The organism is Ferdinandcohnia sp. SAFN-114 (assembly GCF_059415045.1).
The window spans coordinates 1-20,460 of sequence record NZ_JBPFDQ010000012.1; the positions used below are offsets into that span (position 1 = coordinate 1).

General features: G+C 41.3%; 18 protein-coding genes and 1 riboswitch. Of the genes, 6 read left to right on the forward strand and 12 right to left on the reverse strand.

From position 1 onward, the window contains the following. The first annotated feature begins 933 nt into the window (after positions 1-933). The 5 genes from ACR65M_RS05690 (at position 934) to ACR65M_RS05710 (ending at position 6,139) form a co-directional block, all read left to right on the forward strand. Positions 934-2,217: a M20 family metallo-hydrolase gene (locus tag ACR65M_RS05690; protein WP_341333169.1), complete on the forward strand. Its 1,284-nt coding sequence runs from the start codon at positions 934-936 to the stop codon at positions 2,215-2,217. Between the two features lie 297 nt (positions 2,218-2,514). Then, complete coding sequence (locus tag ACR65M_RS05695; protein WP_440272804.1) at positions 2,515-3,009, forward strand: CBO0543 family protein; 495 nt, start codon at positions 2,515-2,517, stop codon at positions 3,007-3,009. Between the two features lie 3 nt (positions 3,010-3,012). Next, positions 3,013-3,498 (forward strand): CBO0543 family protein, encoded by a 486-nt coding sequence (locus tag ACR65M_RS05700; RefSeq protein WP_440272805.1) that lies wholly within the window; start codon positions 3,013-3,015, stop codon positions 3,496-3,498. 455 nt (positions 3,499-3,953) lie between these two features. Continuing rightward, a riboswitch (purine riboswitch) is annotated at positions 3,954-4,055 on the forward strand. A 189-nt stretch (positions 4,056-4,244) separates the two neighbouring features. Next, positions 4,245-4,835, forward strand: a complete 591-nt coding sequence (locus ACR65M_RS05705) for a xanthine phosphoribosyltransferase (protein ID WP_440272806.1) — start codon at positions 4,245-4,247, stop codon at positions 4,833-4,835. Beyond that, on the forward strand, positions 4,835-6,139 hold the full coding sequence (locus tag ACR65M_RS05710; RefSeq protein WP_121445516.1) for a solute carrier family 23 protein: 1,305 nt from the start codon (positions 4,835-4,837) through the stop codon (positions 6,137-6,139). The genes ACR65M_RS05705 and ACR65M_RS05710 overlap by 1 nt, the downstream gene beginning before the upstream one ends. A 74-nt stretch (positions 6,140-6,213) precedes the next feature. Here ACR65M_RS05710 and ACR65M_RS05715 read toward each other — a convergent pair whose 3' ends face one another. The 6 genes from ACR65M_RS05715 to rbsK all read right to left on the reverse strand — a co-directional run bounded on the left by ACR65M_RS05715 (position 6,214) and on the right by rbsK (position 12,893). After that, complete coding sequence (locus ACR65M_RS05715; protein ID WP_440272807.1) at positions 6,214-7,350, reverse strand: SEC-C metal-binding domain-containing protein; 1,137 nt, start codon at positions 7,348-7,350, stop codon at positions 6,214-6,216. A 121-nt stretch (positions 7,351-7,471) separates the two neighbouring features. After that, a complete protein-coding gene (locus ACR65M_RS05720) occupies positions 7,472-8,422 on the reverse strand; it encodes a ribose-phosphate diphosphokinase (protein ID WP_440272808.1) in 951 nt (316 codons plus the stop codon). 162 nt (positions 8,423-8,584) lie between these two features. Next, a complete protein-coding gene (gene purU, locus ACR65M_RS05725) occupies positions 8,585-9,472 on the reverse strand; it encodes a formyltetrahydrofolate deformylase (RefSeq protein ID WP_440272809.1) in 888 nt (295 codons plus the stop codon). 171 nt (positions 9,473-9,643) lie between these two features. Further along, positions 9,644-10,792: a M20 family metallopeptidase gene (locus ACR65M_RS05730; RefSeq protein ID WP_440272849.1), complete on the reverse strand. Its 1,149-nt coding sequence runs from the start codon at positions 10,790-10,792 to the stop codon at positions 9,644-9,646. 200 nt (positions 10,793-10,992) lie between these two features. Beyond that, positions 10,993-11,919, reverse strand: coding sequence for a nucleoside hydrolase (locus ACR65M_RS05735; protein WP_440272810.1), 927 nt, complete (start codon positions 11,917-11,919; stop codon positions 10,993-10,995). A gap of 41 nt (positions 11,920-11,960) precedes the next feature. Then, positions 11,961-12,893, reverse strand: coding sequence for a ribokinase (gene rbsK, locus ACR65M_RS05740; protein ID WP_440272811.1), 933 nt, complete (start codon positions 12,891-12,893; stop codon positions 11,961-11,963). 141 nt (positions 12,894-13,034) lie between these two features. Between rbsK and ACR65M_RS05745 the strand changes: the two genes are divergently transcribed. Next, positions 13,035-13,856, forward strand: coding sequence for a purine-nucleoside phosphorylase (locus ACR65M_RS05745; protein ID WP_440272812.1), 822 nt, complete (start codon positions 13,035-13,037; stop codon positions 13,854-13,856). Between the two features lie 70 nt (positions 13,857-13,926). Here the strand turns inward: ACR65M_RS05745 and ACR65M_RS05750 are convergent, their stop codons facing one another. The 6 genes from ACR65M_RS05750 to ACR65M_RS05775 are packed head-to-tail and all read right to left on the reverse strand — an operon-like array spanning position 13,927 to position 20,432. Further along, positions 13,927-15,048: an ROK family protein gene (locus tag ACR65M_RS05750; protein ID WP_440272813.1), complete on the reverse strand. Its 1,122-nt coding sequence runs from the start codon at positions 15,046-15,048 to the stop codon at positions 13,927-13,929. Positions 15,049-15,105: 57 nt separating this feature from the next. Continuing rightward, positions 15,106-15,858 carry a sugar isomerase domain-containing protein gene (locus tag ACR65M_RS05755; RefSeq protein WP_440272814.1) on the reverse strand — a complete coding sequence of 251 codons (753 nt, stop codon included), beginning with the start codon at positions 15,856-15,858 and terminating at the stop codon, positions 15,106-15,108. Positions 15,859-15,863: 5 nt separating this feature from the next. After that, a complete protein-coding gene (locus ACR65M_RS05760; protein ID WP_440272815.1) occupies positions 15,864-17,036 on the reverse strand; it encodes an N-acetylglucosamine-6-phosphate deacetylase in 1,173 nt (390 codons plus the stop codon). Position 17,037: 1 nt separating this feature from the next. After that, entirely contained in the window at positions 17,038-17,802 is a 765-nt protein-coding gene (locus ACR65M_RS05765; protein ID WP_440272816.1) for a glucosamine-6-phosphate deaminase, read from the reverse strand. After that, positions 17,799-19,052, reverse strand: coding sequence for a neutral/alkaline non-lysosomal ceramidase N-terminal domain-containing protein (locus ACR65M_RS05770; RefSeq protein WP_440272817.1), 1,254 nt, complete (start codon positions 19,050-19,052; stop codon positions 17,799-17,801). Before ACR65M_RS05770 ends, ACR65M_RS05765 begins: the two co-directional genes overlap by 4 nt. Before the next feature lie 15 nt (positions 19,053-19,067). After that, a complete protein-coding gene (locus ACR65M_RS05775) occupies positions 19,068-20,432 on the reverse strand; it encodes an AGE family epimerase/isomerase (protein WP_440272818.1) in 1,365 nt (454 codons plus the stop codon). Positions 20,433-20,460: the final 28 nt, after the last annotated feature.

The following is a 20,460-nucleotide window of genomic DNA, read 5'->3' on the forward strand; positions in this document are numbered from 1 at the left end:
TCAAATTAATGAAAAAGTGTTAAATTTAATATGGATAGGTGTTTTATATATGTCTCATTTGGCTAGGTCAGTTCATTATGAGTGAGGGCGTGGGGCTGTGTGTTGAATTGAGAGGATTACGACCTATGCGGTGCGAATTGTGCTCTAGTTTGGGCGGTTTTTGCCATGAGTTGATAGGATTGCGCAATATGTCCGAGCATTTGCGTTTTATTCGACGGAATTGCGCTTTATTCGACGGAATTGCGTTTAAAGCTCAAAGAATTGCGTAATAACCATTCTAGGAACTCCCCCGCTTTTAATACGCTGTAGAATCGGCATATAAAAAAGATCAGGTGCGGTTAAACATTGAAAATTGACAAAAGGAAGTATTCACCAAACTACCTTGGTTTGGCGTGCTGATTACTTCTTTTTCAACATTCTTCTTTTTTTGCTACTAATGCCACCTCAACAAGTTGAATTAAGCGATTATTAAGATTATAATAAAGATATAATAAAAAAGATCAGGTGCGCTAACACCTGATCAACACAGTTACATGCCGCAAGTGAGCGGCTTGCCCATGAACATAGTAGTGATACCAAAAAGAAGTAACTACCTAAATCCTAGGCGTGGATAGGCGGTTACTTCTTTTTGTTTTCAACGAACAACATTACCACAATTGTGATGACCCCTAGCAAAACTAAATTAGCTTCCATTGCCACGGTCATTGCCTCGTATGTCGTCATCTTTACCACCTCCCTTCTACCAGGAAGTGGCTAACCGCCCACCGCTTTATGTAACTGCAACTCTATTTTAACATTTCAGATAATAGATTACTAGCAAAAACAGAACATTTGTTCCTACTTTGTTCTACCCTCAAAAATATTATTTTTGCGCGATAACAGTTACAAGATGTGGTAGAATTATAAAAAAAATCAAAAAAGGAGTATCCTACCTTGAACTTATTTGACAAGTTAGTTTCAACTTATGATCTATCATTAGATAAAAACGGTGTAAGTGGTGAGCGTTTGGCGTCTCGCCTGTCTGCTCTTTCAGAAATTGGGTTAACTGCAGACAACGGTTCACACCGAACTGGATTTTCCCCCGAGGAACAGGCAGCAAAAGATTTGGTAAAGCAATGGATGGAGGAAGCTGGTCTCGTTGTAACTCAAGACGGAGCTGGAAATGTTTTCGGCCGCATCGATGGTAAAAATCCAAATCTACCAGCGCTTATGTCTGGTTCCCATGTTGATAGTGTTCCAAACGGCGGACATTTTGATGGTCCACTTGGTGTACTTGCGGCGCTTGAGGTGGCTAGTGCATGGAAACAAACTGGTTTTGTGCCGGAACGACCATTTGAAGTTGTTATTTTTACTGATGAAGAAGGCGCCCGTTTTAATGGAGGTTTTAGTGGAAGTGCAGCCATGATTGGGGAAGTAACAAGAGAGGAATATCTTGCAAAAACTGACTTCAATGGCGACTCTTTTACAAATGTTTTAGAGAATATCGGACTTTCAGTTGACGGATATTTTAATTCAAAAAGAGATCTTTCCAAACTTGAGGCGTTTGTGGAATTACATATTGAACAAGGTAAAAGATTGGAGAAAGCTGGGGTGCCAGTTGGAATTGTGACTGGAATCGCTGGTCCATGTTGGTTACGAATGACATTTTCGGGACTTGCCGGACATGCGGGCAACACCCCAATGGACGACCGCAAAGATGCGTTGGTTGCAGCAAGCCAGTTCATTCATGAGGTCCAATCTCTGCCTGGACAGGTAAGTTCATCAGCGGTTGCAACCGTTGGAAAAGTCGATGTACTGCCAAATGGCGCAAACGTCATCCCGGGTGAGGTTCGCCTGACAGTTGACATTCGTGATATCAAAAAGGAAACACGAGACCGACTTATTGAATTGGTGATTGAAAAAGCTCAAACAATTTCTGAAGCACATGGGATCGCACTTCAATATGAAGAAACTTTCCGTGAAGCACCTGTTCCGATTAGTGAAGACATGCAGAAAAAGCTTGAAAAATCTGTGGTTGCCCAAGGAATTGAGCCGGTCTATTTACCAAGCGGTGCTGGGCACGACGCGATGATTGTGGGACATGTATTGCCGGTAGCGATGATTTTTGCTCAGAGCAAAGACGGCATTAGCCATAACCCAGCTGAGTGGACTCCTTTGAATGACTGCGTTCAGTCTGTCCATGTGTTGAAAGATTTTGTGGAGAAATTTGATCATTGATTAGAGTAAGCTTGTTTTAATCTTATTAATATTACAAGAGGATGCACGGTTTTTTGTGCATCCTTTTTATATTTCCGACCAATGCAACTGGGACAAGGGACCTTTCCCCTTGACCCATCGCAATGTATTTAATGATGCCTTCGTGTTATTGAATGATTTGCCTTTTTCGCTCTTTACTGTATGAGCTGGCCATTCAGTTGTGTATTGGTAGGTGTCATTACATACAATTGAAAAAAATGGACAATATTAAGAATGTTCGTTTTGCACCCATTATCATTAATCGGGGGGTCAGGCAATATGCAGATGGAGCATTATATCTTGGGAGCCATGTGGCTATTCGGATTTAGTGGTTTTTTCCTTTTTATTCCCCGCCAAAATCGGCGCGAGGGAGTTTTGGCGCTGATTATGTTTCAAGGGATTATTTGGCTTTGTGACATGCCTTCCTTTTATTACAGGTTAATAAGCGCCCCAGTCCGATTGCTCCCTAAAGCAACAGATCTTGCAATTACCATCGATTATATTTTCTACCCGGTCTTGTTTTCTATCTATTATGTACACCAGAAAAAATATGTCCATAAAAGAAAAAAGCGCAACTGGACAATCTTTTTTTCATGGGTCACAATTGTGACGGTTTTCGATATTCTAACCGAGAGATATACAGATTTATTAGAATATGGATCCCTTACAAGGTACGGAATGGTGGTTTACATCGCTTTTCTCTTTTACGTAAGCGAAGTCTGTTGTAACTGGTTCTATCGTCAAAATTCTATATCTCAAGCAAGCGGTGGATGACCCATGAGAATTGAATGGTGGATCCTGATATTAGTTTATTTCGTATCAACAGGAATTCTATTTTTCATCCCAAAACAAAAGATTCGTTTGGCAGTTGTTGCATTTTTATTCAAACAGATTATTACTTTTCTCATTGGCTTAGTGGTCGTTGAGTTAGGATGGCTTGAATACCCAATCCGATTATTTCCTTCCATTAATCGAGCAAGTTTCACGTTTGAGTTTTATGCATTTCCTGTTATCTGTGCCCTCTTTAACACACGGTATCCCAATAACCGGAGTGCCCAAATTAAATTAAGTTATTATGTTCTTTTTTGTTCAGTGATGACAGTTGTAGAAGTTATGATTGAAAAATACACTGAGCTCATCACATATGTACACTGGGAATGGTATTTTACCTGGATTTCGTTATTTATTACATTTTATCTGTCTCGTTTATTTTGTCTTTGGTTTTTTTTAAACGAGAAAGCTATATATTTCAATGAGGAATAAAGATTTATAGAGCCATTTCGCAAACGCCAAAAAATATCTTCATGTATTACTCGTAATCATGGTTTACGTCTTATTTGCTACTTTTTTTATCGATGGGAAAAATGCAACTAATCAACTATCTACACCCATTTTTCTATTATTCTTGAATCCCGTTTGTATGTGGCTTTATCTACGTAACCATGACTATAAGTCTGTATTTTTTGTATGTCATGGTTACAGCTGAAATATAAATTACGGGGAAATGGATATTATCGCTTTTATCCGCAAATTTGCGTCTCGCTAACTTACTCATACACATATTTCGACAATTTTCATCAAGTTGTACAATCCTATAAAACCCTGCTATTTCAGCATCCAGTATGTTACACCTCATCTATAGCCACCCTCTTCCTATTACTTTTCCAACACCAACCATTTACAAATTTCGCGTGCCGTAATAGAATAAGTACATACCATTTTGAATATCGGCATTCACTCATATAATCACGGGGATATGGCCCGTAAGTTTCTACCAGCGTACCGTAAATGCGCTGACTATGAGTGAGCAATGGGAATGCATTTATGCTTATTCCGCTTCCTTCGTGAAAGCCTGAAGGTCATTGACTCACTCGTAATTGAGGAGTGCAATGATGTTCAGGCTTTTTTATTTTTTTAGGATGTTCAAAAGTACGGTGAAAATGACACTTAAAATTTCGTGGTCCTTTTCATCCTCCCATTTGAACACACATTTTAAGGAGGAAATTTGCTTGGAACTTTTACAGCAGAAAATTATCAATGAAGGTAGAGTCCTTTCCGACCACGTTCTTAAGGTTGACGCCTTTTTAAATCACCAAATAGATCCTGTGTTAATGGTGGAAATCGGTAATGAGTTTGCGCAACGATTCCAGCATGACCAAATCACCAAGGTTTTAACAATCGAGTCCTCAGGGATTGCGCCTGGCATGATGGCTGCTCTTGAACTTGGGGTCCCTGTGATTTTTGCTCGAAAAAGAAAATCTCTTACTCTAGTAGATGACCTACTCACAGCGTCCGTACATTCTTTTACGAAAAATGAGACCAATGAAATTTCCGTTTCTCAAAAGTTCCTTGAACCAACAGACAATGTGCTAATCATTGACGACTTTTTAGCAAATGGGCAAGCTGCTCTGGGCCTAACTGAGATCGTTGAAAAAGCTGGCGCTAAAACAGCCGGAATAGGAATTGTAATTGAAAAATCCTTCCAAGATGGTGGAAAAATGCTTCGCGACAAAGGTTTCAAAGTTGAATCACTTGCTCGCATCCAAACACTACAGGGTGGAAAAGTTACATTTTTAGAAGAAGTGGGGGCTGGTCGCTAATGAAGGAGAACTTATTTAAAACCGCATCTCTTGGAATTCAACATGTACTCGCGATGTACGCAGGAGCCGTGATTGTGCCACTTATCGTCGGAGGCGCTATCGGGTTAACTGGTGAACAGCTCACGTACCTCGTTGCAATCGACCTTTTAATGTGTGGAATTGCAACCCTGTTACAAGTTTGGAAGAATAAATACTTTGGAATCGGGCTACCAGTTATGCTAGGTTGTACGTTCACAGCGGTTGGGCCGATGATTTCAATCGGCGCAGACTACGGAGTATCCGCGATTTACGGTTCGATTTTAGTTGGCGGAGTATTCCTCGTCCTTGTTTCAACGATATTTGGTAAGTTAATAAAATATTTCCCTCCAGTTGTGACAGGGTCAGTTGTTACCATCATTGGTATCACACTTATTCCTGTTGCGATGAACGACATGGCAGGCGGACAAGGAAGCGCAGATTTCGGTTCGCTTCAAAACCTTGCATTATCTTTTGGAACACTTATTTTCATCTTAGTGTTATACCGTTTTGCCAAAGGATTTATGCGTCAAATCGCCATTCTACTTGGATTAATCATTGGAACGATTGTATCTTACTTCTTAGGGCGCGTTGATTTTTCAGCTGTCACTGAGGCGAATTGGTTGCACATGCCAGAGCCGTTTTACTTTGGTATGCCAACATTTGAACCTTCCGCAATCATCACGATGATTCTCGTGCTAATCGTGGGACTTGTTGAAGCATCAGGCGTGTACTTCGCACTTGGTGATATCACTGGTAGAAAGTTGTCTGAAAAAGAATTGTCAAAAGGCTATCGTGCAGAAGGTATTGCGACTATTTTAGGTGGAATTTTCAACGCATTTCCATATACAACGTACTCTCAAAACGTTGGACTTATCCAACTTTCTGGTGTAAAAAAGAACACCGTGATATACGCAGCAGGCTCATTTCTAATCATCCTTGGATTCATCCCAAAAATCAGTGCTTTCACAACCGTCATCCCAACGCCAGTTCTTGGGGGTGCAATGCTTGCGATGTTTGGAATGGTTATTTCTGCAGGCATTAAAATGCTAAGCAAAGTTGATTTTTCATCACAAGAAAATCTATTGATCATGGCATGTTCAATCGGTATGGGCCTTGGTATCACAACCGTCCCAACCCTATTCTCAAATCTACCTGAAGGCGTCCAAATCCTAACAAGCAACGGAATCGTCATCGGAAGCCTAACAGCCATCATCATGAACCTAATTTTTATGAAAAAACCGGCCAACCAAACAGTCCAAATCCTAGAAGGCCAAAAAGCATCCTAGGAACACAGGGATAAGGAGCTGTCCCTCGGATCCAAAAAAACGGCGAATCCCCAAATTGGATTCAGCCGTTTTTTTTATTTTCCACAGCATTTTTTATATTTTTTTCCGCTGCCGCATATGCATGGGTCGTTTCTGCCTATTTTATTTTCGTTTATCACTGGAGTTATTTGAAGCGCTGGACCTTCTTTTTCCATTTCATTTTTCTTCCACTCGAGTAGGTCTGGGTGCTTTTCGCCAAGGATCGTGTAAAAGCTGTAGGCGACGTGCTCAATTTCCACTAGTGAAAAATCATATTCATACTCCATATGGGCGTTCATTTCAGGAAGTCCCTCTTTTGAAAAATGGAAGCTAAGCGCCTCAATAATGGGTTCTTGTACATCCAATTCATCTGTTTCATGATAGGCCTTTTTTAATCCCTGAAGTGCAAGGTCGGTTTTGATATTTCCTAAGATCGAGGCTGCATATATGACAGACTCTGGCTTTCTTACATAAGGAGCAACCGCTTTTACTACTTGATCTGAATCAAATTGGATTAGTGCTGCATTCACTTCCTCCAATAAGGCGTCATCATCTCTCATTAAGAAACTTGCAAAAAGTGGGATGTGTTTTTCTAGTTTTAGCAATCCGGCCATATAGACATTCATAATCCCATTTTCAGAAAACCACTCTTCGTTGGTTTCCTCTGCAAGAACACCGTCAATCTCTTCCTCCGTTATCCAACCCTTTTCTACAATACACTTAGATATCTTTTTCGCAATTGGATAATAGTCATATCCAGGGGAAAGAGATCGTTCAATTTTATTCAATACCTCACCGTACATGGAATATACGTCTTCTTCCTCGGCATGTTCGATAACCTCATGGATTTCCCAGATTTGTTTTGGAATATATTTTTCAAGTTGCTTTTTATACTTTAAAGCAAGTGGAGTATCAATATTATTTAATAACCCCAAAGCCAGGTGACGGTCTTTCTGCTTCATAGTAGGAATATTATCGATTAAAATAGCCAGTGCTTCTTCATTAATTTTTTGTTTATCTAGGTACATTAATATGTCAGCTTGCTTCGCTTCATTTCTGAATGCTTCCTTCAGTAACTCAACTGTCCACTCTTCAGGAACATTTGGGTATTCATGTAGCGCATGCAAAACTGTTCTTTGAATCAAAATATCATCCGAAAGTAGATGTGGCTTTATTTTTTCTAAAAATGTCATAACAATCTATCCTTTCTTGGGACACAGGGACAGGTCCCTCGTCCCACCATATTACCATATAAAAGTGGATTGTCCCAAAAAGGGCCGTTCCAAAGTGTGGAACAGCCCGGATTCATGTATTTTATTCGAATAAAGGACTTACGGCTTTTTCGTTGTGTATACGTTCGACAGCATCTACTAACAGTGGTGCTACTGAAATTGTTGTGATTTTGTCGATCTGTTTTTCTTCAGGCAGTTGGATGGTATTTGTGATTACCAGTTCCTGAATTGGTGATGATTCTATTCTTTCAATCGCTGGGCCAGATAGGACGGGATGCGTACAGCATGCATATACTTCTTTTGCCCCCATTTCCTTTAATGCTTTCGCAGCTAAGGTAATGGTTCCAGCTGTGTCAATCAAGTCGTCAATGATGATTGCATTTTTACCTTCAATGTTACCAACGATATTCATCACCTGTGCCACGTTTGGTTTCGGACGACGTTTATCAATAAATGCGATAGGTGCATTTAGTCGGCTCGCAAGTTTTCTAGCACGAACAACTCCACCTTGGTCTGGCGCAACGACGACAACATCCTCAAGCCCTTTTTCACCGAAATACTTCGCTAAAAGGGGTACGCCAAGTAATTGATCAACAGGAATATCGAAAAATCCTTGGATTTGTGGTGCGTGTAGGTCCATCGTTATAACCCTAGTTGCTCCCGCTTTTTCCAGTAAATTTGCTACAAGCTTAGCAGTGATTGGTTCACGTGAGCGCGCTTTACGGTCTTGTCTCGCGTATCCATAGTATGGGATTACAACATTGATGTTCTTTGCTGAAGCGCGTTTTAACGCATCAATCATAATTAATAATTCCATAATATGTTCATTTGCTGGCTGTGAAGTTGACTGTACTAAATAAACCTCACTTCCACGAACACTTTCTTCTATGTTTATTTGGATTTCTCCGTCGCTAAAACGTGTAACTGAACACTTTCCTAATTCGCACCCTAGTAACGTCGCCATTTCTTCTGCAAGTTTAGGATTCGAATTTAAAGTAAACATTTTAAAACACTGATTTAATTGGTAAGCCACTGTTAGTCCCCCATGCAAAAAATATTCTATATATAATATAACCTAAATTCGCATGCTTACATAGGGTCGAATCACAAATTTCGACAAAAAACTAAAAATGGTTGGACAAATTCCGTGTCCAACCCATTTTTCACCTGGGACAAGGGACCTGTCCCTGTGACCCTAAAACACAATTGTCTTGTTGTTATCCACGATAATTCGGTCTTCCAGATGCCATTTTACCCCACGTGCGAGCACGCTTCGTTCCACACTTTGACCGATTTTCTTTAGTCTTGCTACATCGTCACGGTGGTCAACACGAGCAGTATCCTGTTCAATAATCGGGCCCTCGTCTAAGTCATTCGTTACATAATGAGAGGTCGCACCGATTAATTTTACCCCGCGTGTATAGGCACGCTCATACGGTCTAGCCCCGACAAACGCTGGTAGGAACGAGTGGTGAATGTTAATAATTTGGTTAGGATATTCCGCCACAAAGTCAGGTGTTAACACCTGCATGTAACGAGCCAATACGATTAAATCAATATCATACTCTTTTAAAATTTGAAGCTGCTGCTCTTCCACCTGTTTACGGATGTCCTTGTTTGCCGGTATGTAAATAAACGGAATGCCAAGATTTTCAACAACAGGTCTTGCGTCCTCATGATTACTCACGACGAGCGCAATGTCTGTCATCAAGTCTCCGCTTTGCCATTCCCATAAAAGTTCATGCAAACAGTGAAGCTGCTTTGAAACAAAAATCGCTGTTCTTTTCACATTTTGAACGTCAATTAGCTTCCACTTCATTGAAAACTTGTCCACAATCTCTAAAAATGATGACTCCATCTCAGGCTTTTTCTCTGTTAAAGATGGGCAGTCAAACTCGATTCGCAGATAAAATGTACCCTCTTCATGGTGGGTTGAATACTGGCTTGATTCAATAATATTCGCGTCAAACGAATATAAAAATTGAGAAATCGCCATCACAATTCCAGGCTGGTCAGGACAACTCACCAACAACCTTCCACGATTCTCATTCTTACGCTGAAACTCTTCCCTATTAAAAAACATATCCATAACCTCACATTTGGGACGGAGGGACAGGACCCTCGTCCCACCAATTTTTTCCTGGGACAGTGCACCTGTCCCTGTTTCCCATATTGGGATAAGCGGATCTATTTACGGCCAATTTTCTCTGGGACACTGTACCTGTCCCTGTGTCCCACCTGGCTTGTGTCGCGCTTATTCGTTTGCTAGTTTTGTGATGAGTAGGGCGACTAGTGCACTCCTTACTGGCATTTGCGAGATAAGGAGGTGCTCGTTTGAGGCATGTGCACCATCGCCAACTGGCCCTAGTCCATCTAAGGTTGGTGCAAATTGTGATGCAAAACTGCCGTCACTACCTCCACCACTTGCTTGATCTTCTAGTTCGAAGCCAAGATGTTCCTTCGCTATATCTTTTGCTGTTTCGAACATTTTAGTGATTTCCGGTGTTTTTTCCATCACTGGACGGTTAATTCCACCCGTTACCTCTACCGTTAAACCTTCTTTGGTTGGCTTTATACCTTGAATTAATGGAATAACGCGTTCAAATTCTGCGTTATTTTTCACACGTAAGTCCAGTTCTGCTTCTGCTTCTGCAGCGACTACGTTTGAAGCACTTCCACCTTTTACAAGCCCGATATTGAGTGTTGTTCCTTTTTCAAAATCCGTTAGTCCGTGTAAATATATGGTTTGTCGGGCTAACTCCTCAATTGCACTAATTCCTTTTTCAGGCTCAATGCCTGAATGTGCTGCGCGACCCTGTACTTTTATTGTAAACATGCCGACGCCCTTACGAGATGTTTTGAGTTTCCCTTGAGTCGAGGCTGCCGCGGATTCTAGAACAAGCACATATTTGCTCTTTTTCGCCTCTGCTTCAATTAAGACTCGCGATGACTCGCTACCAATTTCCTCATCCGACGTAAACAACATGACAACCTTCGTTTTCAAAGGAACATTAAGTGCTTTAAGCGCATTTACCGCAAATAATCCTTGCACAATGCCACCTTTCATATCAAATGAGCCTGGCCCAAAAAGCATGTCTCCGTCAATCCGGAATGGAAGTTCTTCAAGTGTTCCCTTTGGCCACACCGTATCCATATGAGCCAAAATCAAAATTTGCTCTTCTCCCTCACCGAATTCACAGCGGAAATGATCCCCAAAATGCTCATTATCAAACTTTTGGATTGAGCCACCCACATACTTTTTATAGAGCTGCTGAACCTGCTCACCGACTTGGTCCACCGCCTCTTTATCATGAGATGGAGATTCTATCTCGACTAACCCCTTCAGAACCTCCACCATCTCAGACTCTTTCTCCTTCAAATACGCCACAACCTGCTGTTCCATCACAATCCATGCCACCTTCATACGTGGGACCAGGGTCTTTTGCTTCCCTGGGTCAGAGGGACAGGTCCCTCGTCCCACCGTTTTTTTCCTGGGACAAGGGACCTGTCCCCGTGTCCCAAACCCATTTCCCGTTTATTATTACAATATTACAACAACTGAGCCCACGCTACTAGTTTTAAGAGCATGGGCTTGAAATTTTTTTATTGGCCTGCAGGCATTCTTTTTAGAAAGTGTTCTAAGAATCTTGGTGCGTCAACCTCTGTACAGACATTGATTTTAGGCTCTTCTTCTTCTGAAAGCGGCACAGTTCTGCCGTCTTCTTCTCCTTCAGTAATGACGCCAACTCCTATGTACTTTGTTTTCACTAAACTCGGGTCAATAGCCACGCCGACTGCCAATGGGTCATGGAGACCACAGCCGCCAATTCCAGGATTAGCATATTCATAAAAGTCATGATAAAAGCCGACCATATTCGCAAAAAATTCCCCGACTTCGGATCCAGCATTTCGCCACGCATCCACATTTTGTCTTGGTAACAGGGTCTGCATCGTCACGTCTAATCCGACTAAGGTGATCGGTAATCCTGATGCGAACACGACTTCCGCAGCTTCAGGATCTGTAAAAATATTCGCCTCTGCATATGGGTTTACGTTCCCTGGTACAAAAACCGCTCCGCCCATAATCACCACGTCGGAGACCAGCTCCACAATCTCCGGTGCCTTTTGAACCGCTAAGGCCAGGTTTGTCAACGGCCCAACGGCAATAATTGTTACTTCATGAGGTAGCTTTTTGACCTGTTCAATGATGTAATCTACCGCATACTCTGATTTCGCTGATGTTTGAGGTTCAAAATCCAATACATTCCCTAATCCATCTTCCCCATGCACATGTTTCGCAAAGCCTTCACGCGGATTTCGATTTAGGGGCTTGTCCGCACCCGCAAATACCGGGATGTTTCTACCTAGTTTTTCTAAAACAGCCAATGTGTTTCTGGTTGCCTCATCAACTGCGACATTTCCATAGCATGTCGTTAACCCAATAATATCAAGCTCCGGCGAGTTCACTGCATACGCAATCGCCATTGCATCATCAATCCCCGTATCTACATCAAAAATAACCTTCTTCATCATTTACCTCCCTGGGACAAGGGACCTGTCCCCGTGACCCACTATTGGCCAGTGTCACCTGTCCCTAGTAATTTGTTTGTTTCTTCTAGTGTTGGCATTGAGGCTTGAGCGCCTTTTTTGGTGACGGTTAGGGCACCAACGGCATTTGCAAATTCCGTTGCTTCTTGCAGAATTTTGCCGCCAGCAAGCGCTGTGGCAAGTGCGCCAGCGAATGCATCACCAGCTGCTGTTGTATCAACCGCAACAACAGATTGCGGGTTGACAGCAAACGTGTCTTCTTCCCTAGACACAACAACGCCTTTTCCGCCAAGCTTAGCAAAAACAGTCCCAACACCTCTATCCAATAGCCAACTGCTAGCTTTTTTAGCGGATTCCACATCCGTAATTTTCGTATCCGCTACAACTCCTAGCTCGCTCTCATTCGGAACAAGGTAGGTCACTTTTTTTAATAGCTCATCGGGAAGCTTTCGTGCAGGTGCAGGGTCGAGCATAACGGGGACATTATATGTATGCGCGATATTCGCAACTTCGATGACCGTTTCCAAAGGAATCTCCAACTGTATCATCACAAGCTTCGCCTTACGGATGATCTCTTCGTATTTAGACACATATTCTGGTGTCACATGGTCGTTGGCGCCTGGTGAAACAACGATACTATTTTCTCCTTCGGCATTTACACTGATCACCGCAACGCCGGATGAAACGCCGCTTATCTTTTCAATATTTGACGTGTCCACCCCGACTTCATTCAATCCTTCTAAAAGCTGCTTACCAAAAATATCGTCCCCGACACAGCCCAACATTGCGACCGATGCCCCTAATTTCGCAGCTGCATACGCTTGGTTACCACCTTTCCCACCGTTTCCTGTAAAAAAGCCATGACCGAGTACCGTCTCACCCCATTCTGGTCGCTCCTTCACATTCACCACCATATCCACATTCAAACTACCCACCACAACAACATCCGCACTCATTTAATATCCTCCCATGGGACAGAGGGACAGGTCCCTCGTCCCAAATTTGAAAAAACACGATTTTCATATAGAATATTATAGACAAACAAATGAGCAGTAGCAAAAGCTATTGCTCTGAAACAAATTAGGGGGAATATGCATATGCATAAAACTGCAGATATTATGGAGGCAATGAACTACATAATGAGTAAAACGGATCATCGACCGACTATCGGGATGATTCTTGGTTCGGGGCTTGGCACGCTTGCGGATGAAATTGAAAATGCAATCGTCATCCCTTACAACGAGATTCCCCATTTTGCGAAGTCGGAAGCAGTTGGCCATGCGAATGAGCTTGTGATTGGAAAATTGATGGGAAAAACTGTTGCGGCAATGAAGGGGCGGTTCCACTATTATGAGGGCTTCACGCTAGATGAGGTGACTTTTCCCGTACGTGTAATGAAAGCACTGGGCATTGAAAATCTACTTATCACAAACGCATGTGGAGCTGTGAATACAAGCTTTAGCCCTGGGGATTTGATGTTAATTACGGATCACATTAATTTAGTTGGAATAAATCCATTGATTGGTCCGAACAATCCTGAATTAGGAACCCGTTTCCCTGATGTGTCCGAGGTTTACAACAAAGGGCTACGAGGAATTGCGACTGCGGTTGCTGATGAAAAAAAGATTACATTACAACAAGGTGTGTATGCCTGGTGGAGTGGTCCAGCTTACGAAACGCCAGCTGAGATACGGATGATCCGTACCCTTGGAGCCGATGCAGTTGGAATGTCAACCGTCCCAGAAGCAATTATCGCTGTACACTCAAGCATGAAGGTTCTTGGTATTTCATGTTTAACCAACATGGCCTGCGGAATCTTAGACCAACCCTTAAGCCACGATGAAGTAATCGAGGTAGCAGGTAGAGTCAAAACAAAATTCATCGAGCTAGTAAAAGGGGTTTTAGAGAGAATAGAATAAAGAGACGGGGACGAGGGGTAGGTCCTTGTCAGTGTACGTAAATAAGCAGGGGATATCTCCCCTGCCTGTTTTATTCTCTTTCAAAATCCAATACGACTGCGGTTGCAGCTCCCAAGGACTGGGAAAATGGTTCATCGTTGAAATGTATTAGTGTTTTGGAGAATGGAATTTTAAGTGCGTTTTGTTCGAGAAACGTCATAAGGGAATGTTGGAATGCTTCATTTCGATTGTATGGACTATCGATGATAATCCTACCTGGGTTCAGTAAATGAATAATATTAATGAGTGAAGTCCCTAAATACATTCCGTATTTCTTAAATTGAGCCTCTATCTGTTTTTCCTTTACCTCAACAGAACCCCACATACCGGTAGATTCCATGTGACCCATCCACTCTTGAAATGCTTTCCTGCTTATCAGTTTCTCTAAACATCCACGTTGGCCACACCCACATAATGGTCCATTTGCATCAACAGAAATATGACCGATTTCCCCCAATGTCCAACTGTCCCCATTCCATATATGGCCTTCAGACGTAAAGGCACCTCCGATTCCATCTCCAATTCGGATATAAAAAGAACTTTTTGAACCCGACTCATCACCCATTCCATCTGAACATAAAGAAGCCATATTTACATTGTTTTGTACGATCATCGGAACGGTGATTTTGTCTTTTAACGCCTCACAAATCTTGAAATTTTTCCATCCAAGATTTGTAGAATGGTATACAATTCCCTCATCCGCATTCACGATTCCTGGGATTCCAATTCCGACACCTACTACTTCCGGATGTTCAAGCAACAGGCTATCCACTATTTTTTGAACTAGCCGAATCACCTTTTCCTTATCTTTTCCCTCTACTTCTAAAAACCCGCGTGCAATGGGATCTAAGAAAAAGTCTGTAACTGTATACTTTATACCATTGTGATGTATGGCGATGCCGATGGCCTTAAAGGCATTTTGATTTAATTCAATAACAATCTTTGGCCGGCCAGCCCCTTTTAAGTCTTTAACTCCAACCTCTTTGATGATTCCATCCTTTACGTATTGATCGACAATTAGGGAAATCGTGTTTTTACTAACTCCTATGGCTTTCGCCAGGTCTTTTCTTGAGGTCTGCCGATATTTCCGTAAAAAAGATAAAACCTTTTTCTGATTTTGTTCGCGAAGAACTCCTGGGCCTCTTGTTCTCATTTCACTATCCTCGTCTCTTTTGTCCAATAACCTACCGCTATTATACCAAGTGAGGCCTTATAGTTTCCTAATTTTATGCTTAAAACGTGAAATAAACTGATTATTCCATTCATCCCCACCAGTTGCATTGCCACTTTTCCAAATTGGCGGTTGGATTCCTTGTTCTACTAGTTTAGCAGTAGCTTCCATTGCAATGGAATTTAAAATAAATGCATTGACGAAGGTTGAGACCGCACCTACCTTTTGCTCCAGTTGATCAATTTCAATAACGGCGTCGCCGACATCTACTTTTGAATCAATCGCAAGGTCAACGACATCATGGAGATTTTGTTTTGAGGGGTGTCTTGCCGGATGTCCCTCAGGCGTATCTAGGGCATGCTGCTTTGAGGATACACCTATTGTTTTTACACCTAATCGTTTTGCCTCTAGAGCAGCATCGATTGTTGCGGCATTAATTCCGTAGGCATTGATAATGATTAATAGATCACCGGATTGCAAACCGTAATCATGTAACACAATCTTTCCATAGCCTGGTGTTCGCTCGATTGCCATGGAACGTAGCGCCCCTCCACTTAATAATGTCCCTTCATCTAAAATAGCACTCACATGCATAAGTCCACCTGCACGAAAGAATAATTCCTGTGACGCTAGATTGGAATGTCCTCCTGGCCCATAAGCATAGACAATTTTATCTTCCTTAATATGATGAGCTACCACTTCAGCAGCACTCATGATATTTGCTGATTCTGTCTCGATTACCTTATCCATATAAGCTTTCACTTTTCTATAGTATTCAAGTGCATATTTCATTCCGTTCACCCCTTCTTCACAGTTATTTTCTTATATAAAACCTCTCCAGCCTTTATCGTTTCGACCACTTCCATCCATTCATTATGCTTTTCATATAGGAAGAAATCTGCAGGCGCCCCTACTTGAAGGCCACTTGCCTGATCTAGCTTCATAATCAATGAAGGTAAAACCGAAGCTTTATCAATGGCTGTCGGTAAGTCCGTAATTCCCATTTGAACAATCCGATTTACACCCCAGAGGATGCTTTGGGCTGAACCAGCCAGTAATCGCGGTTCTCCTTTTAAATGAAGCCGCCCTTCCTCTGTTAGTGTAACCTCACCACCCACAGATGCTATGTAATCACCAGCAGGAAGGCCTGCTAATGCAACACTATCGCTAATGATGAGCATTTTCTCATTTTTGACCTTCTCTATGACCTTCAAGACTGAAGGTGGCAAATGAAATCCGTCTGCTATCACAGTTGCAGCTAAATCGTCCTCCGCTAGCTGATCCCACAAATAGTTCGGGTGTCGTGGCAGCTTGACATGGGCACCATTACCCAAATGAGTTGACATCTTTGCGCCTGCTTTTACTGCCATTTGAATCTGCTCTGACGTCGCATTTGTATGCCCAATTGAGATTAACACTTCAGAATCGGAAGCTAATCTTATAAACTCATTAGCACCTTCCCACTCCGGTGATAGCGTAACAATTTTTATCAACCCATTCACAGATTCATTTAATCTCTTAAAAAACTCCCAATCTGGTTCCCTAATATGGTCAAGATGATGAGCGCCCCTTGGACCATCTTCCATAGATAAAAATGGACCCTCTAAATGAATTCCCGGTATCATTTTTTTAATAAGTCCGTTATTTGAAATGGCATTTGAAATCACACAAACTAGTTTTACTAAACTTTCATACGAATTTGTAATAACAGTTGGATAAAAGGAAGTTACACCCTGCTCAAGCAAACTGTAACAAACGCGTTCAATATCCGATTCCTTCGTAGCAAGTGAATTAAAATCAATCCCCATATATCCATTGACCTGCAAGTCAACAAATCCCGGAGCAAGATAAGTCTCGTTTTCAACTTCTGCCGGTTCAATCGATTCGATCATTCCATCTCTAATCTCAATACGGACACCGCAATCTTCTTTATAATGAATGCCCTCAATCACAAGTTTTTCATTCGCCATACTATTCATCCCCAAATGAATCTTGATCCACGTAAAGATATGCATTCTCATGTGTTCTCAAAACCGATGCCGGACATTCTGTACTAATTGGCCCATTTAAGGTTTGAGTGACTGCCTGTCGTTTCGTACTGCCTGGAACCATACAATACATGTATTTCGCAGAAAGTAACGTAGGAATTGTTAACGTTAAAGCAAAAAGAGGAACCTCTCCTATCTGGGAAAAGCAGCCATCATTGACCTGTTGTTGTCTGCAAATATCATCAAGCTCAACCTTTTTGATGACCTCTTTATCCTCAAAATCCGCAACCGGTGGATCATTAAATGCAATGTGGCCATTTTCACCAATTCCTAGACAAACGATATCAATTGGCTGCTTTTGAAGAAGCTGTGAGTACCGTTCTACTTCATTTTCATTTGAACTATCAAGTAAATGAACCTCTTTGAATGGAACTTTCGTAAACAATCTTTCTTTTAAAAAGTTTTGAAACAGCTGTGGCGCTTCCTTATCAAGTCCCACATACTCATCCATATGAAAAGCGATAATTTGATTCCAATTAATTCTGTCGTCACCTATTAAATATTGTAAAAACTCATTCTGTGAAGGAGCTGCAGCAAAAACCATACGTATCTCTTCTTGATTTTGCTGTAACTTTACTAGTTTGTTCCCCACATCGCGAGCCGCATATTCTCCCATTTCATTGCGCGTTGCGAAAACGTAATATGTTAATTGATCCTTCTTTCCGTTTCTTTTTATATTCACTTTCATTCACCTTCTAGTATATTATCAATTGCGTTCTGGATTATTTTTTCCGTTTCTATGTGAAAAGGGGCAGGTAAGCCAAAGTAGTAAATAAACTCCTCCGCCTCATAGCCACCTTCCATTAGCTGAGTTTGACTTGGAATATATCCAATCATTCCATTACTGTATCCAATGGCAAGAACCCCCGAATCAATCTTTTTTACGTATTGACTGTAGTGCTGAACCATTTCACCATTAAAAAAGATAAAACGGAGCCTACTGCTTATTTCTAGAAATTGTATTTCTAGTCGTGTTTTATTTTTATCTTGCCAATTTTGTTCGATATGTTGTTTCCATATACTTAGAACGTCAGGTTCCATTTCTTCATTTGAGGTATACTCTTTTTGAAAAGGTAAGGGAACCCGGGAGGAATAAGCTTGCAAACTATCAGAATGTATCACTTCAACATCACTTATGTTCATCCCAGATATAATATCCTCCGCTAATTGGTTCCCAATTGCCTCCATGTCTTGTAGGCTTCCCCTAAAAAACGTATGATCTTTTATTAAAGCCGGCCTCACATCGCCACAGCATCCCTGCAAAAAGCCAATCACTGCGTGATGATATGTCTCTTTTAGTCTCGCACAACAAACTCCGGTATATTCGGATGAGACCACATTTGCATCTGTTGTTGTAGGATGGCAGGCGTAGTGAATCAACATTGCCTTCATGTCGTGTTTGATATTTTCAAAGGTAATGATGGTTACATCTTTATCGATTGGAACATACGGATTCGGGCTCATCACCATTTTATTTTCGTGCTTTAAACGACGGTAAATACCAATATCACTTGTAGTTTTCCTTCTTGCAATCGTCACCGGTTCTTTGTTGGAGATGGCGCATTTTACACTTTTCATTATTACATCTTCCAATGACTCTTTATAACTCTGATCACTTACACCTAAGAGACTCGTAAAAGCTTCACTTGTTTGCGGACCAGAATGGTTATGTGTGGCATGGAAACAAATAGATTCCGGCTTTACGGAATACTCATCTGCCACTCTTTTTCTCCATGTATCCACAAGTTGATCATCCCACCAAATGACATCTCCAATGATGAGTAAAAAGGCCCTTCCATCTTGTTCAAAATAGTAAATTTTAAGAAAAAGCTGAGAATGAACCTCCATAGCCTTCCCTTCTCGATGTGCATAACCCGCTAACTGAACAGGGGGCTGCGGTGTCATGTCTATTTCATATGTTCCAAGAAGTAAAGTCATGATTCATTCTCCTTTTCAAAACAGCTTCAAAATAAGAATAAAATTTCTAAGAATATGGAAGGGGTCTTTAACTGGCAAAGCGACTACTTTTTGCAAAGGCTCACCCCTTCTATCCCGAATTTGAATCCATTCTCCTATTTCCTTGTTCGGATTAGGAAAGATTGAAAAACTATATTCAAAAAATGTTTTATACCAGTGTAAAAAGAGCTCATCTTTCGTCTGTTTGTATAGTAATAACAATGTGTAAAGAGCCTCTGAATGTGGCCACCAAAGCTTTGTATCCCATGTTTCGAGAATTAATTTTTCATACGGGTCATTTATTAGCCTTCCTGCTGGTTCTGTTCCATTTTTATCTACAAACCGAAGCAATCCTCCATGTTCATCATCCCAACCTAATTGAATGGCCTGCCGTGTTACATTTGCTAAAATTTGTAGGTTTTTATGCTGTTCTTTTTCCTCCCATTCATGGAGGCTATGAACATGAAACCATACTGACTCCAAAGCATGGCCTGGGTTTACATGATTCGCAAGTAAGGTGTCTTTATTACTTGAATCCATTGGGCGCAACTCTACAATTCTTCCATCTTCAAGAATGAATTCTTGTAGGATTCTCGCGCTTATTTGTTTTGCCTTTTTCACAACTGGTTTGGACAATTTTTCAGCTGTTTCTTCCACCTCCTGAGCAACGTTAAGCATAATCATCTGAATAGAATGTGAAGAATATCCAATCGGAATCGGATATGGTTCCGTTCTAAAATATCCTTGCTCAATTCGATGATGAATCGATTCATAGATATTGTATGCTTGATCAAATGCAGTCTCATCATGAAACACATCTGCATACTTAGTAACACCAATGACAAAAAAGCAATCTGCAAAAACACTAATGTCTTCTTGACCTTTGATTGGTTTTCCATCATGGGTGGCTGCATATAGAACGTATTTATTTTCCTTGAGCGTGTGATTAATTAAGAAATGATATGTTTTGTCTGCCATTTCTTTTAAACGTTTTTTGTTTAAAATGACTTTTCCCTGTTCTACTAACCGATAAAGTTCAGCACATAGCCAGAGAAATCGCCCCTGTGACCACGTGTATTTATCCTTACTTACTAATGTACTTCCATCATTAGAGAAGCAGGTAAAAACACCACCTGCTTCATTATCAAATGCTTTTTCCCAAAAAGGCCAAAAGTTTTCTTCAATTTCCTTTTTATAAAAGCTAACAAGTTGTTGAGTATCCATTACGAATCTCCTTACCTGATCAAATGCACCTTGGTGTCTCATGCCAAGATTTTTTCGAACTTGCTCGAAATCTTTCCATTGTAGATCTTTGGCATCAAACGGAGGCTTTAATTTTATTTTGCCTGCGTTTGTACCCATTCCAAACTTGTTTCACTTGTTGGACACA

What these genes read in the sequence shown, in the direction of transcription:
- ACR65M_RS05695 (WP_440272804.1), top strand. Translation starts at nt 2,515, where the DNA reads ATGCAGATGGAGCATTATATCTTGGGAGCCATGTGGCTATTCGGATTT.
- ACR65M_RS05700 (WP_440272805.1), top strand. Translation starts at nt 3,013, where the DNA reads ATGAGAATTGAATGGTGGATCCTGATATTAGTTTATTTCGTATCAACA.
- ACR65M_RS05710 (WP_121445516.1), top strand. Translation starts at nt 4,835, where the DNA reads ATGAAGGAGAACTTATTTAAAACCGCATCTCTTGGAATTCAACATGTA.
- ACR65M_RS05715 (WP_440272807.1), bottom strand. Translation starts at nt 7,350, where the DNA reads ATGACATTTTTAGAAAAAATAAAGCCACATCTACTTTCGGATGATATT.
- purU (WP_440272809.1), bottom strand. Translation starts at nt 9,472, where the DNA reads ATGTTTTTTAATAGGGAAGAGTTTCAGCGTAAGAATGAGAATCGTGGA.
- ACR65M_RS05730 (WP_440272849.1), bottom strand. Translation starts at nt 10,792, where the DNA reads ATGGAACAGCAGGTTGTGGCGTATTTGAAGGAGAAAGAGTCTGAGATG.
- ACR65M_RS05735 (WP_440272810.1), bottom strand. Translation starts at nt 11,919, where the DNA reads ATGAAGAAGGTTATTTTTGATGTAGATACGGGGATTGATGATGCAATG.
- rbsK (WP_440272811.1), bottom strand. Translation starts at nt 12,893, where the DNA reads ATGAGTGCGGATGTTGTTGTGGTGGGTAGTTTGAATGTGGATATGGTG.
- ACR65M_RS05745 (WP_440272812.1), top strand. Translation starts at nt 13,035, where the DNA reads ATGCATAAAACTGCAGATATTATGGAGGCAATGAACTACATAATGAGT.
- ACR65M_RS05750 (WP_440272813.1), bottom strand. Translation starts at nt 15,048, where the DNA reads ATGAGAACAAGAGGCCCAGGAGTTCTTCGCGAACAAAATCAGAAAAAG.
- ACR65M_RS05755 (WP_440272814.1), bottom strand. Translation starts at nt 15,858, where the DNA reads ATGAAATATGCACTTGAATACTATAGAAAAGTGAAAGCTTATATGGAT.
- ACR65M_RS05760 (WP_440272815.1), bottom strand. Translation starts at nt 17,036, where the DNA reads ATGGCGAATGAAAAACTTGTGATTGAGGGCATTCATTATAAAGAAGAT.
- ACR65M_RS05765 (WP_440272816.1), bottom strand. Translation starts at nt 17,802, where the DNA reads ATGAAAGTGAATATAAAAAGAAACGGAAAGAAGGATCAATTAACATAT.
- ACR65M_RS05770 (WP_440272817.1), bottom strand. Translation starts at nt 19,052, where the DNA reads ATGACTTTACTTCTTGGAACATATGAAATAGACATGACACCGCAGCCC.
- ACR65M_RS05775 (WP_440272818.1), bottom strand. Translation starts at nt 20,432, where the DNA reads ATGGGTACAAACGCAGGCAAAATAAAATTAAAGCCTCCGTTTGATGCC.